At 60.0% G+C, this 15,606-nt stretch carries 13 protein-coding genes; 9 read left to right on the top strand and 4 right to left on the bottom strand.

Annotated features, from left to right (window positions below):
- Positions 1-18: 18 nt before the first annotated feature.
- Positions 19-624 (bottom strand): CDP-alcohol phosphatidyltransferase family protein, encoded by a 606-nt coding sequence (locus tag ACSHXH_RS05160; RefSeq protein ID WP_435670706.1) that lies wholly within the window; start codon positions 622-624, stop codon positions 19-21.
- Between the two features lie 162 nt (positions 625-786).
- Here ACSHXH_RS05160 and ACSHXH_RS05165 point away from each other — a divergent pair, with 162 nt between their 5' ends.
- From ACSHXH_RS05165 to ACSHXH_RS05175, 3 genes are all read left to right on the top strand, one after another.
- Positions 787-1,992, top strand: coding sequence for an ABC transporter substrate-binding protein (locus ACSHXH_RS05165; RefSeq protein ID WP_435670707.1), 1,206 nt, complete (start codon positions 787-789; stop codon positions 1,990-1,992).
- Between the two features lie 84 nt (positions 1,993-2,076).
- Positions 2,077-3,720, top strand: coding sequence for an ABC transporter permease (locus tag ACSHXH_RS05170; RefSeq protein ID WP_435670708.1), 1,644 nt, complete (start codon positions 2,077-2,079; stop codon positions 3,718-3,720).
- Positions 3,713-4,351, top strand: a complete 639-nt coding sequence (locus ACSHXH_RS05175) for an ATP-binding cassette domain-containing protein (RefSeq protein ID WP_435670709.1) — start codon at positions 3,713-3,715, stop codon at positions 4,349-4,351. The genes ACSHXH_RS05170 and ACSHXH_RS05175 overlap by 8 nt, the downstream gene beginning before the upstream one ends.
- Before the next feature lie 16 nt (positions 4,352-4,367).
- Here ACSHXH_RS05175 and ACSHXH_RS05180 read toward each other — a convergent pair whose 3' ends face one another.
- Positions 4,368-5,177, bottom strand: coding sequence for a WecB/TagA/CpsF family glycosyltransferase (locus ACSHXH_RS05180; RefSeq protein ID WP_435670710.1), 810 nt, complete (start codon positions 5,175-5,177; stop codon positions 4,368-4,370).
- Between the two features lie 223 nt (positions 5,178-5,400).
- Between ACSHXH_RS05180 and ACSHXH_RS05185 the strand changes: the two genes are divergently transcribed.
- The 6 genes from ACSHXH_RS05185 to ACSHXH_RS05210 all read left to right on the top strand — a co-directional run bounded on the left by ACSHXH_RS05185 (position 5,401) and on the right by ACSHXH_RS05210 (position 13,126).
- Positions 5,401-6,525, top strand: a complete 1,125-nt coding sequence (locus ACSHXH_RS05185; protein WP_435670999.1) for a Gfo/Idh/MocA family protein — start codon at positions 5,401-5,403, stop codon at positions 6,523-6,525.
- Positions 6,513-7,448 (top strand): NAD-dependent epimerase/dehydratase family protein, encoded by a 936-nt coding sequence (locus ACSHXH_RS05190; RefSeq protein ID WP_435670711.1) that lies wholly within the window; start codon positions 6,513-6,515, stop codon positions 7,446-7,448. The genes ACSHXH_RS05185 and ACSHXH_RS05190 overlap by 13 nt, the downstream gene beginning before the upstream one ends.
- Complete coding sequence (locus tag ACSHXH_RS05195; RefSeq protein ID WP_435670712.1) at positions 7,445-8,701, top strand: glycosyltransferase; 1,257 nt, start codon at positions 7,445-7,447, stop codon at positions 8,699-8,701. Before ACSHXH_RS05190 ends, ACSHXH_RS05195 begins: the two co-directional genes overlap by 4 nt.
- On the top strand, positions 8,698-9,666 hold the full coding sequence (locus ACSHXH_RS05200) for a glycosyltransferase (protein WP_435670713.1): 969 nt from the start codon (positions 8,698-8,700) through the stop codon (positions 9,664-9,666). Before ACSHXH_RS05195 ends, ACSHXH_RS05200 begins: the two co-directional genes overlap by 4 nt.
- A 13-nt stretch (positions 9,667-9,679) precedes the next feature.
- Positions 9,680-11,788, top strand: coding sequence for an NAD-dependent epimerase/dehydratase family protein (locus tag ACSHXH_RS05205; protein WP_435670714.1), 2,109 nt, complete (start codon positions 9,680-9,682; stop codon positions 11,786-11,788).
- 132 nt (positions 11,789-11,920) lie between these two features.
- Positions 11,921-13,126, top strand: coding sequence for a P-loop NTPase (locus ACSHXH_RS05210; protein WP_435670715.1), 1,206 nt, complete (start codon positions 11,921-11,923; stop codon positions 13,124-13,126).
- A 7-nt stretch (positions 13,127-13,133) separates the two neighbouring features.
- On the opposite strand, the gene ACSHXH_RS05215 is transcribed toward ACSHXH_RS05210, so the two are convergent.
- Together ACSHXH_RS05215 and ACSHXH_RS05220 are read right to left on the bottom strand one after the other, a co-directional pair.
- On the bottom strand, positions 13,134-14,468 hold the full coding sequence (locus ACSHXH_RS05215; RefSeq protein ID WP_435670716.1) for a Wzz/FepE/Etk N-terminal domain-containing protein: 1,335 nt from the start codon (positions 14,466-14,468) through the stop codon (positions 13,134-13,136).
- Between the two features lie 185 nt (positions 14,469-14,653).
- Positions 14,654-15,604, bottom strand: coding sequence for a hypothetical protein (locus tag ACSHXH_RS05220; protein ID WP_435670717.1), 951 nt, complete (start codon positions 15,602-15,604; stop codon positions 14,654-14,656).
- Positions 15,605-15,606: the final 2 nt, after the last annotated feature.

Raw genomic sequence — 15,606 nt, forward strand, 5'->3', positions numbered from 1 at the left:
AAGGAGGGGCAGGATGCGCTAGTCAAACATACGCCATCCCGCCAACCATCGCGTTCCGGTTGTGATCGCACAAAGCAGGGCAAAGGCGTAGGCAAGCCAGGGGAACGCTGCCGGGAAGATGCACATGGCGACAAATAGGCCAATGGTTTCCGTGCCTTCTGTCAAACCACCGAGATAATAGATGCCCTTGGTCGGGTACTGGTCCGACGTGATCCCACGCTTTTCGGCAATGACTGAGAACGCGAGAAAGCTGGACCCTGTGCCGATGAAGCTACAGATCAAAACGGCAGCAGGCAGCGCGTTTGCACCTGGGTCGTGCAAGGCAAAGCCAAGCGGAAACAGGCCGTAGAACATAAAGTCCAATGCGATATCGAGGAACGTGCCGCGATCCGTGGGTTGGGTCAGGCGCGCCACGGCCCCGTCCAGCCCATCCGCGAGACGGTTGAGCGCAAGACACGTCAATGCAAGCCAGAACAGGCCCGCCCAGACGGCCAGCACCCCCATAAGACCGATTCCAAACCCCACAAACGTGACCTGATCCGCCCGGATGCCGCGTGCAACCAGCATGCGCGCCGGGCGGGCAATGGCGCGTTTCACAAGCGGCAGAATGGTCGCGTCGATCATTTTGGGGCCTCGGGGTGCTGGGTCACAAACTGCCATAGCGGGCGGGATGTGACCGGTATACTGAAATCTTGCACACCTGTTTGTCATTTGACCCAAGACGGGTAACGCTGGTTTTAACGCCAAAACCGGGGCTTTTGCCTTTTGCACTAGGGATCAGATTTCATGCGCACGCTTCTTGCCGCCTCGCTCGTTACGTTCACTGCCTTTGCCGCACAGGCGGAACCGGACCCATCGAACTGGGACGCGGTGGTTGAAGAGGCGCGCGGGGAGACCGTGTATTGGAACGCATGGGGTGGGTCGGACACCATCAACAGCTTTATCGCCTGGATCGGTGACCGAGTGAACCAAGACTACGGTGTGACGCTGGAGCACGTAAAGCTGTCTGACACCGCTGATGCGGTCAGCCGGGTTTTGGCGGAAAAGACAGCTGGCAAGGATGACGGCGGCGCGGTGGATATGATCTGGATCAACGGTGAAAATTTTGCCGCGATGAAGCAGCAGGATCTGTTGTTCGGTCCGTGGGTCGAACAAATGCCAAGCTGGGCCAATGTCGATGTGGCGGGCAAGCCTGCGGTGATCTCGGACTTCACGGTGCCCACAGATGGGCTTGAGGCACCGTGGGGCATGGCGCAGGTGGTGTTCTACTATGACACCGAACGGCTGGACACGCCGCCCACGACGATGGAGGCTTTGGCCACCTATGCCGCTGACAATCCCGGGCGGTTCACCTATCCGCAACCGCCGAATTTTCTTGGTTCGACCTTTCTCAAACAAGCGTTGATTGAATTTGTGCCGGACGCGTCAGTCCTGCAATCGCCGGTCAACGACGCGGTATATGATGCCGCAACAGCCGAGTTCTGGGCTTTCCTTGACGGGTTAACCCCAACCCTCTGGCGGTCTGGCCGGGCCTATCCGCAGAACGAGGCGCGGCAGATCCAGCTTGTGGCGGATGGTGAGATCGACCTGGCCATCAGCTTTAATCCGAACGAGGCCAGCAACGCGATCGCCAATGGCCAATTGCAGCCGTCAGTCCGGTCCTTCGTGATGGACGCAGGCAGCATCGGCAACGCAAGCTTTGTCGCTATCCCTTACAATGCGAATGCCAAGGCGGGTGCGATGGTGGTGGCCAATTTCATGATGTCCCCCGAGGCGCAGGCGATGATGCAGGACCCCGAGGTTTGGGGCCTTGGCACTGTTCTTGATCTGACCAAGCTGACTGGTGAAGACCGCGCGCGGTTTGATGCGCTGGAGCTGGGCATCGCCACCTTGCCGCCCGAAGATCTGGGCGCGACCCTGTCCGAACCACATCCGAGCTGGATGGTCCGGCTTGAGGAAGACTGGACCGACCGGTACGGCGTCGCGCAATAGGGACGCTGCGTGACCCAAAGCTGCGATACTTTCACGGCACGGGCCCGGTTTCTGCCATGGGCCCCGCTTTTGACGGTAGGGATCATGATTGGTCCAGTGATTGCCGGGCTTCTGGGCACGCTGGCCCCGGCCTTTGGGTACATGCCGGCGCTGGGTGGTGATACACTCAACATGCACGCGTTTGCGATGTTGTTTGACTGGCCCGGCATCACCCGCGCCAGCGTTCTGAGCGTCACCACAGGTGTTACTGCAACTGCACTGTCGCTGCTGCTGGTCACGCTCATCTGCGCGGCATGGAGCGGATCGCGTGCATTTCGGATCATCGAACGCGCGTTGTCACCGCTCTTGTCGGTGCCCCATGCCGCTGCTGCCTTTGGGCTGGCGTTTCTGATTGCGCCGTCAGGATGGATCGCGCGGGCGACATCACCCTGGCTGACTGGATGGGACAGACCGCCCGATCTGTTGATCCTGCAAGACCCTTATGGCCTGTCGCTGATCGCGGGTCTGGTGGTCAAAGAGGTGCCGTTCCTGTTGCTCATGACATTGGCCGCATTGAGCCAGATCCGCACAGGTCAGGCGCGCGATACCGCGCTGGCATTGGGCTATGCGCCAGTCACGGCATGGGTCAAAACCGTATTTCCACGGGTCTATGCCCAGATCCGCCTGCCCGTTTACGCAGTGCTGGCGTTTTCCATGACGGTGGTCGATGTGTCCCTGATCCTTGGACCGACCACACCGCCCACGCTTGCGGTGCAAATCCTTAGATGGATGAACGACCCCAACCTGGATATGCGGTTCCTTGCCTCGGCTGCCGCAGTTTGGCAGTTGGCGCTGGTGGTGGGCACGTTGATCCTGTGGCGGCTGGCCGAAGGGATCGTGGCCCGGATCGGCCATCGCTGGGTGGCCTCGGGCGCACGCGGCGGGGCCACGCGGGCAATCCGCGCCGCATCACTTGCCACCGCCATCCTTAGCGCGAGTGCTATCGTCTTCGGCTTGTTCGGGTTGCTTATCTGGTCGGTCGCCGGATTCTGGAGCTTTCCCAACCTGCTTCCCGATAGTTTTTCTGGCCGCACATGGATGCGGCACGCGATGACTCTTTGGCCAGTGGCCAGCGAAACGCTGATCATCGCGTCAGTGGCCACGCTGATCGCCCTGCTACTGACCCTCGCCTGTCTGGAGGCCGAAGAACGCCACGGGCTGAAACCCAGCACACGCGCGCTTTGGTTGCTGTATGTGCCGCTGATCGTGCCGCAGATTGCGTTTTTGACGGGGTTGCAAACGCTTGCCATCTTTACGGGGATCGACGGCAATCGCACAGCGGTGATCATGGTGCATATCATCTTCGTTCTGCCCTATGTCTTTCTCTCACTGGCTGATCCGTTTCGCGCATGGGATGCACGCTACGGCCATGTTGCGCGGGCCTTGGGTGCGGGTTGTGACGGGGTTCTGTGGCGCGTGCGGCTGCCAATGTTGCTGCGGCCGATCCTGACCGCTGCGGCCGTGGGCTTTGCCGTGTCCATCGGGCAATTTCTGCCGACGCTTCTGGCGGGTGCGGGCCGGGTGCAAACGCTTACGACGGAAGCGGTCGCGCTGGCCTCGGGGGGCGACAGGCGGGTGATTTCGGTCTACGCGCTCAGCCAGACAGCGCTGGCCTTCCTGCCGTTCGCCTTGGCGTTGTTCATCCCCGCCATCGTCTGGCGTAACCGAAGGGGGCTGCGCCATGCCTGATCCCGGATTGACCCTTGAGGGCATTTCGATCCGCCGCAACGGGCGCTTGCTCGTTGACATCTCGGACCATATCGCGCCGGGAGAGGTGCTGACCGTGATGGGGCCAAGCGGGTCGGGGAAATCGACCTTGCTGTCCTATATCATCGGCACATTGGACAGCGCATTTGTGGCACAGGGGCGCGTAGTTCTGAATGGCAGCGACATCACCGATCTTGCACCCGAGGCGCGGCATGTCGGCATCTTGTTTCAGGACGAATTGCTGTTTCCCCATCTGTCCGTGGGTGAAAACCTTGCATTCGGGTTACGGGCAGAGGTCAAAGGCCGGGCCGCCCGGGCAGAGCGGATCAACGCCGCATTGGCCGATATCGGACTGGACGGGTTTGCCAACCGCGATCCCGACACCCTGTCCGGCGGTCAAAAGGCGCGCGTCGCACTTATGCGGATGTTGTTGTCCGAGCCAAAGGCGTTGTTGCTGGACGAACCTTTCTCAAGGCTCGACACAGAACGCCGCGGCCAGATCAGGAGCTTGGTCTTTGGTCAGGCACGGGCCAAAGGACTGCCGGTTTTGCTGGTCACTCACGACCATGCCGATGCCGAGGCCGCCGAGGGCCGGGTGCACCGGTTGGAATAGCGCGAAATCGGTCGACTTATTTGGGGCCTCCGCCCAGTTTTAACCTGATCGCATTGACCGTTTCACTTGGCAGGATCAGCCCGCATTTGGCATAGCGTGGCACCATCCGCGCCGGTTGCAACGCAGCACGCCACAGCCATTCCATCGCAATCGCCCGTACCCATTTCGGCGCACGCACCTGTGTCCCGGCAAAGAAATCCAGCCCGGCACCAATAGACACGAACCCCACCGATGGCAGTTTGTCGCGCCCATACGCCGCAAACAATTCCTGCTTCGGTGCGCCCAACGCCAGAAACGCAACATCGGCCTGCGCATCATGTAGGGCCGCCAACACGGTATCAGCAGACGCACCCGTGGGATCAAACCCCATTGGCGGCGCAATCGTTGCAACCACCCGCGCGCCAGGAATATTGGCCTCGAAATACTGCTTTGCACCCGCGAGGGCCCGATCCGTGCTTCCGATCAAGGCCAGCGTTTTGCCCTGTGCCGCTGCCATACGGGCAATCGGCACAATCGCATCCGACCCGGGGATCAAGGCCACCCGTCGGCCCGCCAGCCGGGACAGCCACACAATCGGGTTGCCATCAGCCACGACAATGTCCTGCGCCGCGTAAGCCGTGCGAAACCGAGCGTCTGCGCGCAGCTTGACCAGGTGATCCAGATTGATCGTCGCAACCGAAAACCCTTTGCCCACGCGCAGACGTTGGTTGATTTCCGTGTCCAGCGACGCCCAGTCCGGCACGTTCACCGGAACGTCATAGCCGCGCCCCCAGAACCGCATCGGGGACTGATCTGCTGCATGTGAAGGGGAAAACGGTGAAGTCATGGCGCCACATCGGCGACAGACTGCTGCAAAATCAAGACATTCCGGCGCAAATTCCCGGATTACCCCTGATAAAATCCGCTTTTGTCGAAATATGACCATGATTGAGTGATCTTAGAAGCCTGAACAAAGCGCGTATAATCCAAGAGCAGCCTGTGAAACGCCTTCGATCCTTCCTTTTCCGTGGCCTCGGCCACGCTCTCCTCCGGTTGACAGCGATATCATGATGGGTGTGGTGTCTCTTATCGGTTGCGGCTTTGTGGCTGACCTCTACATGCGGTCCTTGCAGGCGATGGACGGCATCACCGTTGCCGGGGTGTATGATCAAAACAGCACCCGGTTGGTACAGTTTTGCGCGCATTGGAACGTGCCCTTGGTCGGGTCGCTTGAGCAATTGCTTGACCAACATCCGCGCGATGGTGTTCTGCTGAACCTGACCAATCCGTCATCGCATTTCGAGGTGAACTCTGCCTGCCTTGCTGCCGGGTGCCACACCTACTCTGAAAAACCGCTCGCCATGAACATGGACGAGGCCAAAGCGCTTTATGCGCAGGCAAACGCGGCCGGTCTGATGCTGGCATCCGCGCCGTGCAGCGTGTTGGGTGAAGCCGCACAAACCTTGGGCCATGCCCTGCGTGCAGGCATCGCGGGCGCGCCACGGGTGATCTATGCGGAACTTGACGATGGGTTCGTGCCGCAAGCCGCCTACAAAAAGTGGATATCCGAATCTGGTGCGCCCTGGCCGTTCGGGGACGAATTCCGCGTCGGCTGTACCTTGGAGCATGCGGGCTACTATCTTGGCTGGCTGATCTCGTGGTTCGGATCGGTGCGCACTGTGGTTGCGGCCTCTGCCGAAACCATCCCCGACAAGGAAGGCACCGGGCCTTACGCGCCGGACGTGTCGGTGGCGACGCTGTTCTTTGACAATGGCCCGATGACGCGGCTGACCTGCTCTATCGTCGCCCCGCATGATCACCAAATTCGCGTTGTGGGGGATAACGGTGTGCTGGCCTGCAAGGCCGCGTGGGACAATTCGGCCAAGGTGACCTTTGCAAAACGCATGACCCTGCGCCGCCGGCTGATGGAATCACCTTTCCCCAAAACGCTGAAGCTGTCCCAACCGACACATCCCAAGGTCAAACGTTGGGGCGCTGCCGCGATGAACTTCATGCTGGGCCCAGCCGAGATGCTTGACGCGATCCGCACGGGCCGCCCGTCGCGCCTGTCCAACGATTTTGCGCTGCACATGACCGAAGTGACGCTGGCGATCCAGAACGCAGGCGAAACCTCGGGAGCACAAGCCATGACCACGCGCTGCACCCCGATGGAGCCAATGCCATGGGCGATGTGACCCGTATTTTGATCACCGGGGCCTCCGGGTTTATCGGGCAGGCCACCGTCACCGCCGCCCTGAATGCGCGGCTTGAGGTGGTCGCGGTTCAGCGGACCAAAGGGGCACCCCGTACGGGCGTGTCGTATGTTGCAACCGACCTGACAATCGGGGATTCTGTTACGACTCTGGCCGATGCACTTGCGGGCTGCGATGCGGTTATTCATCTGGCCGCCGCGATGTCGGGCGATCCTGAAGATCACAAAAAGCTCACAGTCGGCGGCACCGAACATCTGATTCAGGCCATGCGGCAGGCTGGAACGCCGCACCTTACGCTGGCCAGTTCGATTGCGGTGTTTGACACCAGCCAGGTGCCCATCGGAGGTGATCTGACAGACGAGTGCCCTCTCGAAAACCCGTCTATGTCGCGCGATGCCTATTCCGGTGCAAAGGTGCGTCAGGAAACGATCGCCCGCACCGCGCGTTTCGAAAGTTTTGCAGTCCTGCGCCCCGGGATCGTCTATGATGCAGACCATCTGTGGAACGCGCATCTGGGCGTTGGACTTGGCCCCGTTTTGCTGCGCATTGGGGGCGACGACGCTTTGCCGATGTGCCATGTCGACCGCTGTGCCGCTGCGCTGGTCGACGCAACTGTGTGCAAGGTGACCGACACGTTTGCCATCATCGACCCCGTATCGCCAACGCGCGGGCAGGTGATTGCCGCCCTGCGCAAAACTGGCTGGCCCAAGCATGTTGTGCCGCTGCCTTGGCGCCTTGTGGCGTCGGTTGCGCGGACGCTGCGGCCCATATCCGCGAAACTGCCCGGACTTTTGCGCGAAAACGTATTGAGGCAGCGTGCCTTGCCCATTCGGTATAGGCTGAAAAAACCAGTCGCTGCAGACACGTTGCCCAATCCGGCCCCAGATTGGAGGGCTGTGCGATGACCCTGCCCAAGATTGCCTATCTGACCGGCGAGTACCCCCGCGCCAGTGACACGTTTATTCAACGCGAAGTCGCCAATCTGCGCGCCCTCGGGCATGAGGTTCTGACCTGTTCCATCCGCACCACCGGGGTAGAACACCTTGTCGGTCCCGAACAACGCGGGGAACACGCGCAGACGTTCAAAGTTCTGGACGCGGTAAAATCCCCCGCGACGACGCTGCGGGCGCATCTGCGCTGGATCAAGACGCCGGGTCGGTATCTGTCCGCACTGGGCCTTGCGTGGCGAACCGCGCCGAGGGGCCTGAAGGGCAGGCTATATAATCTGATCTATTTCATCGAAGCGGGTGTTTTGGCGGCAAAGCTGATGGATGAGGGCGTGACCCATCTACACAACCATATTGCCAAGGCGTCGTGCACCGTTGCGATGTTGGTCGGCGCACTGTCGGGTATCCGTTGGAGCTTTACCATCCACGGGCCAGATATCTTTTTTGAACCACATCACTGGCGGATTGACGAAAAGGCCGCCCGCGCGTCGTTTGTCGCCTGCATCAGCCATTTCTGCAGGTCGCAGCTTATGTGTTTTGCCGATGCTCAGCATTGGGACAAACTCCACATCGTACATTGCGGCGTGGACCCATCACGTTATGCGCGACAGCCAAATCTCAATGGCAAACGGGCGCTTTTTGTCGGGCGGCTGGCCGGAGTCAAAGGTGTTCCTATCCTGATTGATGCGCTGGCGCACTTGTCAGATAAGCATCCCGATTTGACTCTGCGCCTTGTGGGTGACGGCCCGGACCGCACAGCGCTTGAGGCAGAGGTCAAAGCACGCGGGCTCCAAGACAAGGTGACGTTCCTTGGCTACAAATCACAAGCTGAAGTAGCCGAGGAATTGGCACAAACGGACGTGTTTGTCTTGCCCAGCTTTGCCGAAGGCGTGCCGGTTGTTTTGATGGAGGCAATGGCAGCGCAGGTGCCGGTTCTGACGACCCGGATTGCAGGTGTCCCGGAACTGGTCGAAGACGGTGTCAGTGGACGGCTGGTGCCACCGGGTGATGCTCAGGCCTTTGCCGATGTGCTTGGTGGACTGCTGTCAGACCCTGACCTCCGCCGCAGTTTCGGCACTGCGGGCCGGGCCAAAGTGATCGCAGAATACGACGCGGCGCACGAAGCGGCGTGGTTGTCCAACCTGTTCTGTACCTACGCCACACCCGGCCCCACGCCGGGACTGCGGCCCAACAAAGGGTTGTCGGCATGAGTGTTGATGTTGTCTTGATCGGACGAAACGAAGGCGCGCGTCTGGTCAAATCTCTGGCATCGGTCGTGCCACAAGCGCGGCGCGTGATCTATGTCGATAGCGGGTCAACCGATGACAGCGTGGCCAACGCATCATCCGTCGGGGCAACTGTTGTTGACCTTGATATGTCCGTGCCCTTCACCGCTGCGCGTGCGCGCAACGCCGGGTTCGAGGCGGTGATGGCGCAGGACAATCCGCCTTTGGCAATCCAGTTTCTGGATGGGGATTGCATTATGACGGATGGCTGGCTTGATGCTGCGGAACACAAGATGCGGTCCGAGGATGATCTGGCGCTGGTGACGGGGCGTCAGGCCGAACTCCACCGCGACACCACCATTTTTAACCAGATGTCGGATTTTGAGTGGAAACGCCCCGAGGGCGAAATCGAGGCCTGCGGCGGCAACATGATGGTGCGCGTGTCTGCGTTCGAAGCGGTTGGCGGGTTCGACCCCCGTGTCATCGCCGCAGAGGATGATGAGTTCTGCACCCGCCTGCGCAAGGCTGGCTGGCGGCTGGTGCGCATCAGCCCTGAAATGTCACGGCATGACGGCGGGCGGCTTCGGTTTCAGCAATGGTGGAAACGGGCCGAACGCACCGGGCATGGCTTTGCCCAGGTGGGGCATATGCACCCGGATTACTTTGTCCGCGAACGAAAGCGGGGCTGGGTCTTTGGCCTGATCCTGCCGCTTCTGGCACTTTTCGGGGCGGTCCTGTCGCCCGCGGTGCCTTTGCTGGTTCTCGGTGCATACGGGTTTTCCCATTGGCGCACGACCCGTGGATTGCAGGCAGAGGGCCTGCCGGGACCAGAGGCGCGCAAACACGCGGTGTTCCTGACGCTGTCCAAGTTTCCGAATGTCATTGGCATGATCCGTTACCATTGGCGGCGTCTAAGCCACGCGCAGATGCGCATCATTGAATACAAGTAAGGGGTTTGGGCGTATGGCGTCTTCGAAAATACGGGTTGGCCTGATTGGTGCGGGCTATATCGCAAGCTGGCACGCGGATGCGTTGCGCGCGACCGACGGGGTCGAAATCTCAGCCGTCTGCGACCCGTCCGAAGCAGCAGCCAAGGCGCTGGCTGACGGGTTGGGCGTGCCGGTGTTCGCAGATGTCGGCGACCTGATTGAGGCGGGTGTCTGCGATGCGGTGCATATCCTGACGCCGCCGCATCTGCATCATCCGCTGGCACTCCAATGCCTTCGGGGCGGAGTGCATGTGCTGGTGGAAAAGCCGGTTGCAACCACAGCTGCCCAGACCGCCGAGATCGAAGCTGTGGCGCAAGAAAACGGCGTGCGGTTTCATGCCGGGCACAACTTCATGGGCCTGCCGTCTTACGAGCGGTTGAAAGCCATGCTGGCCACGGGCGATCTGGGTCGCGTGTCAGTGGCCGAAGTGCATTGGTGCCTTCCGCTTGCGCCGCTGCGGTCGGGGCCGTTTGGCATCTGGCTGCTGCGCGACCCGAAAAACCTGCTGCTTGAGCTTGGACCGCATTTGATGGGGTTCATCGTCGACCTGTTTGGAGCGCCGGATATTGTATCGGTGCATCTGTCGAAACCTATTGACCTGCCGGGCAACGACACCCGCCATCAGGCATGGCGCATCATGGCGCGGGCCGGTGATGTGGATGTCAATCTGACCATCTCGATGGTGGAAACGATAGACGACCGATCCCTGACACTGCGTGGATCGTCAGGACGGGCGCGGTTGGACTTTGCCGCAGACACCTTGGTGGTAGAGCGCGAGAACGCGTCTGATCTGGTGCTCAACCCGCTTCGGCGGCAACTGGACCTGAGCTGGCAACACCTGCGCGAAGGGCTGGGCAACACCTTTACGCAGGTCGCATCGCTAAATCGCAAGTCTCCCTACGCGCTCAGCTTTCAAGGCATGGATGCGGCTGTCTATGGGGCATTGCGGCGTGATGTTCCGGCAGATGCGCGCTTCTCGGGTGCTAGCGCTGTCGCGGTGATGCACGCCCTTGATCAGGCTTTGGCCTTACTGCCGGACGCCGACCTCAAACCCGCTGCACCGAAACAGAAAACGCGCGATCCTAAGGCAACCGCGATGGTGATTGGCGGCACCGGCTTTATCGGTCGGGCATTGACCCGCGCCTTGGTTGCCAAGGGGCAAGATGTGCGCGTTCTAAGCCGGGGCAAACACGGCCCCTTCCCCGACCTGTCCGATGAGGTCGAAACCGTGGGTGTGTCGCTGTATGACAAGGCCGCATTGGTCGATGCGATGCAGGGGATCGACGTGGTGTTTAACCTTGCGCGGTCACTGGAAGGCACCTGGGACGAGGCGCTTGAACATGACGTGGGCGTGGCCGTGCGCATTGCCGAAGCCTGCCAAGAGGCGGGCGTCAAACGGCTGGTCTATACCGGCACGATTGCCAGCTACGACATGTCCTCGCCTTTGCAAAAGATCACCGAGGACGTCGCATTTCCCACCGATATGAGCGACCGCAACATGTATGCGCGGTCCAAGGCGGAATGCGAAAAGCGTCTGATGGAGATGCACCGGCGCGATGGGTTGCCCTTGGTGATCGCGCGTCCGGGAATTGTTGTGGGCCATGGCGGACCGTTGCAGCATTGGGGCATTGGGCGCTGGCATGGTGCAGGCGCGGTGCGCATATGGGGCAATGGTCTGAACATCCTGCCCTTTGTGCTGATCGACGACGTGGCCGAAGGGCTGATCCTGATGGGGGACCATCCTGATGCGGTGGGTCAAAGCTATAACCTGATCGGCGAACCGATGCTGTCGGGCAAAGGCTATTTTGATGCGATCCACACAGCATTGGGTGCGCGCGTGCGGGTCAGTACCGGGAATCTGACCCTGTTCTGGGCGGCGGATGCGGTAAAGCATATGCTCAAAGTGTATGCGCTGCGCCGCAAGGGGTTGACCCGTCCGTCGCTGGCCGATTGGAAAAGCCGGGCGCATCTGTCTCCGTTTGTGAACACAAAACCAAAAGCAGAGCTGGGCTGGGCCCCGGAACAGGACAAGGCGCGTTTTATCAAAGAGGCGATTGGCAAAGCGAACCTGTTTGGGTTTTGATCGCTGTCATGTGATCAACAATCCCCTCAAATCGGTCGTATTCTTGACAGATTACGCTGTCAGACCGTTTGCATGCGGCTTGCCCGTGGATGAAAACCGGAAGGTGACAATGCCCCGCAACGAGGCTGAAACATGACCGAGCAGCCCAAATTCCAACGCCGGAACCGGCGTGGGGCGGGTGTGCCTGCGGAGCCTCCAAAGCGCCCTGAACCCAAGCCGCAATACGATGCTTCAATGGAAGACCTGGAAGCGCTGATCGCGGAAAAAGAGGCGCTGTTGCAGTTGCGCGCCGAGCGCGAGGCAGAGCGTCCGCGCCAAGCCGAGATCGAAGCGGAACGCCTGCGCACAGCCGAAGTGGCGCGCCAAGCCGAGTTGCAACGAGAGGCCGAGCTTGAGGCGCAAAAGCGGCGTGACGCGGAATTGGAAACCGAACGTAGGATCGCGGCAAAAAAGGCCGCTGCCCTTGAAGCCGAGCGCGAGAAACAGCGCCTTGAAGCCGAACACGAGGCCGAAACAGCACGCGCTGCACAAGCACGTCAAAAAGAGAGTGCGGCAAAGCCCAAAGCGCCCCTTGTTCTGGCCAGCGCCCCGAAAAAGCTGCTAAATGATCCCGAAGAATGCTGGCGCAGCATTGACCGGTTTCCGTTGGACGAACGGCGGCTGGATGAACGCCATGTGATCACCGCGCTGCGCACCGATCCGTCCCATACGCGGTTTGATATCCTGCGGACACGCATGCTTCAGGCGTTGGCGGAAAACGGGTGGAAGCGGGTTGCGATTACGTCACCGACCAAGGATTGCGGCAAAACCTTTACAGCGGCCAATCTGGCGATCAGTCTTTCGCGGCAGGAAAACTGCCGGACCGTGCTGCTTGACCTCGACATGCGAAACCCGAGCCTGCACAAGATCTTTGGTGTCAGAGACACAGGCGCTATCGGGGACATGCTGCGCGAAGAGATAGCGCCGGACGCCCATTTGCAGGGTTTTGCCTCAAATTCAATTTCGGCCGGATCGCATGTGGCAATCGGATTCAACGGGATCGTCGAGCCCTATGCCGCAGAGCTGTTGCAAGATCCGTCCACCCAGCGGGTGCTCAACCAGATCGAAGAACAGTTCGCGCCTGACGTGATGCTGTTCGACCTGCCACCCGCGCTATTGAATGATGACGTAATCGCGATGCGCCCTCACATGGATGCATTGTTGATCGTGGCGGCGGGCGGAATGACCAAGGCCAACGACATCAAGGAAACGGAACGTCGGATCGGCGAAAACATTCCGCTCCTGGGCGTTGTCCTGAACAAGGCTGAACAGGCCGAAACGGGCGATTACACCTACTAAGCAGCGCTCACTGTGCGCGGCGCGGCGACACTGACAAACCCGCGAGGTTCGCCAGCGGCTTTGCGATCAGCCCAATCAAGCCCATAAACATCGCCGCAAGGATGCCCAACCCAAACTTGGAACCATTGCGCTTTTTCTTGCTGACATCAGACGACACTGTACCCAGCATCGGGACCGAAATCACAGGACGCAAGCCAAGGATACGTTCCATCTGGGCTGCGTTGCGGATCGGCGGGTTCAGCAATTCTAGAACAAACGCCAGACCCACACCCATCATCAAGCTGGCCACGCCACCCAACATCGCTATTGACCGTTTGCTGCGCGAAATTGCGTAGACCGGGGCGATTGCGGGCTCAAGCACTTCAAAACGGGCCAACTGGCGCTGCTGCTCAAGGCTCTGGCTCATTTCAGCATCAGCCTTGCGACGCGAAATAACGGTAAACTGTTCGTTCAATTGTGCCAATTCGCGTTCCAGAGAGGCCAATTCACGCTCCACCGAAGGGGCGCGGGTGAGCAGCGCAGTGATTTGCGATGTACGATTTTCGATCAAGGCAATCTGGTCTTCAAGCACGGACACCTGACGCTGCAACGCTTCGGGGCGCACGCGGCTGCTGTTTGAGTCAAGACCAACGATCTGCTGGCGCAGGGTTAGCAGCGACGCATTCAACGTGGTCAACTCACCCTGTAGGATCGAAATGTTGGCAGGCAGTACTTCAGCATTGGCGGATTTGTAGCCAGAAATGATGGATTCAGCGGCAATGATCTCGGTCCGGATACGCGTCTCTTCGACGTTAAAGAACTCAAGCTCAACCTGTGCGCGATCCACGCTTCGGGTACGCGCTTCTTCCAACACGCGGGCCAGAATATCGTTGGCCACGTCAGCAGCGACCTGGGGATCGTTCAGGTTAACCTCGATCACCATTCCGGACACGGATTGGTTCGGCTGCCATGCTTCGCCCGCAAGAATGGCGTCAATCGTGACAGACTCGCGCATCGCGGTCAGACGTTCCGTCAGTGTCATGCTTGGGTCGTCATTGAAGAGGTTATGGGTGTCCATGATCTCGACCAGCGAGCCACGCGACATGACGCGCTGTTCGATCAGACGCACAGTGCGGCGTGTATCAAGACCACCGCGCGCATCCGTTGCAGCCCCCGGAGTGGAGTTGGTGCTTGCCACCTGAGGGTCTTCGATCTGCACAACGGCAATCGCGTTGTAGACAGGAACGCGTGTCAGCGCGACCGCGACCGACACAATGCACCCGATCAATGTGCTCAGGACAATCAAACCCATGCGCCGCTTGAGCGCGGAGAAGACCTCTTCGAACGACTGAAAATACAACACGCGATCAACTCCAGTACCAAGGCCCCCGCCTTGCCCAAGTTGAGGTCAAACTATGACACCCCGCCCCGAACAAGACACAATTTAGCCAAAACAAGGCGAGAATGCGACAGCAAAGGTTTGCAGGAATGGAAACAACGCGTTTCCATTCCTGGCAGTGGGACAGCAGTTTGAAGGTGGTTGGAGGATCAGTTCCGGGGGATGCCGGTAATCGGCAAGTCCGAGACAACATCCCACACAGTTTGCTGCATCAGCTTTGCCAGCAAGGGGCTTGGGGCCTCTGCCGGGGTGCCGTCAAAGCGGTTGAGCTGGGCAGGCAAGCCCACGGGAGATCGCTGATAGAGAACGGCATAATGTGTCAACGCAACAAGGTAGGCCCCCAGATCGTTGACATGAATTGTGTCCAAAGACCCGTCTTCGAGACGGGCAAAAAGGTGTTCGCGGGACGTCATGCCATCAACGCCTGTGCCGTTTTCAATGCGGCGGACAAGTTCTGCCATGACGCGGCCTGCCGGGATGACATAAATCGGGTTGGCATCGGGTTGATGCGCCATCGCTTGTGACAAAAGCACACCCTCCCAATACCGGGCCGGGTCTGCATCCAGTCGATTCAGCCAGCCTTGCGGATCGTTGAGGTCATGCCAGGATTCGTAAAGATATGTTCGGATCTCGGGGTTGCCGTCCCGTGCGGCGCCCACCCATTTTTCGACGTAGATCGGGGATTCGAAATACGCGATCGCAGCTTCAATCTCGACCATCTCGGTCAGAACGAACGCACCGTAGTCCCCACTGGCCAGCGCTTCTTTGGCATCGCGGTACTGGGCATGGGCATTTTCGGTGTCAAAGCCTTGGATTGGCTCGTCCGGTTCCCAATGCGCCTTCAGCGGTGTGCCCCATCCCAATTGCGAGGCGTGGTCATGGCCGGCCAATTGCGCCAGCATCGCAGGCATGTCGCGCCCGACCAGCGAATGACCAAGGTGGTAAACGCTGAGCGGGCCAGTCGGCGCTTGCAAAGGCGTTTCATAGCGCGCTTCCAACTGCTCTGGCGATAGCCCCGTCGGCGCAGTGAGGAACCCCCAAACGGCAACCGCGCTTCCAAGGACTGCAACACCCGCAAGAAATCCGTACGCTGTCTTCATCT

The organism is Marivita sp., assembly GCF_051251565.1.
In the GTDB taxonomy this organism is placed as follows: domain Bacteria; phylum Pseudomonadota; class Alphaproteobacteria; order Rhodobacterales; family Rhodobacteraceae; genus Marivita.

Coding starts and splice junctions, on each gene's coding strand:
- ACSHXH_RS05160 (WP_435670706.1), bottom strand. CDS start 624: ATGATCGACGCGACCATTCTGCCGCTTGTGAAACGCGCCATTGCCCGC.
- ACSHXH_RS05165 (WP_435670707.1), top strand. CDS start 787: ATGCGCACGCTTCTTGCCGCCTCGCTCGTTACGTTCACTGCCTTTGCC.
- ACSHXH_RS05170 (WP_435670708.1), top strand. CDS start 2,077: ATGATTGGTCCAGTGATTGCCGGGCTTCTGGGCACGCTGGCCCCGGCC.
- ACSHXH_RS05175 (WP_435670709.1), top strand. CDS start 3,713: ATGCCTGATCCCGGATTGACCCTTGAGGGCATTTCGATCCGCCGCAAC.
- ACSHXH_RS05180 (WP_435670710.1), bottom strand. CDS start 5,177: ATGACTTCACCGTTTTCCCCTTCACATGCAGCAGATCAGTCCCCGATG.
- ACSHXH_RS05185 (WP_435670999.1), top strand. CDS start 5,401: ATGGGTGTGGTGTCTCTTATCGGTTGCGGCTTTGTGGCTGACCTCTAC.
- ACSHXH_RS05190 (WP_435670711.1), top strand. CDS start 6,513: ATGGGCGATGTGACCCGTATTTTGATCACCGGGGCCTCCGGGTTTATC.
- ACSHXH_RS05195 (WP_435670712.1), top strand. CDS start 7,445: ATGACCCTGCCCAAGATTGCCTATCTGACCGGCGAGTACCCCCGCGCC.
- ACSHXH_RS05200 (WP_435670713.1), top strand. CDS start 8,698: ATGAGTGTTGATGTTGTCTTGATCGGACGAAACGAAGGCGCGCGTCTG.
- ACSHXH_RS05205 (WP_435670714.1), top strand. CDS start 9,680: ATGGCGTCTTCGAAAATACGGGTTGGCCTGATTGGTGCGGGCTATATC.
- ACSHXH_RS05210 (WP_435670715.1), top strand. CDS start 11,921: ATGACCGAGCAGCCCAAATTCCAACGCCGGAACCGGCGTGGGGCGGGT.
- ACSHXH_RS05220 (WP_435670717.1), bottom strand. CDS start 15,604: ATGAAGACAGCGTACGGATTTCTTGCGGGTGTTGCAGTCCTTGGAAGC.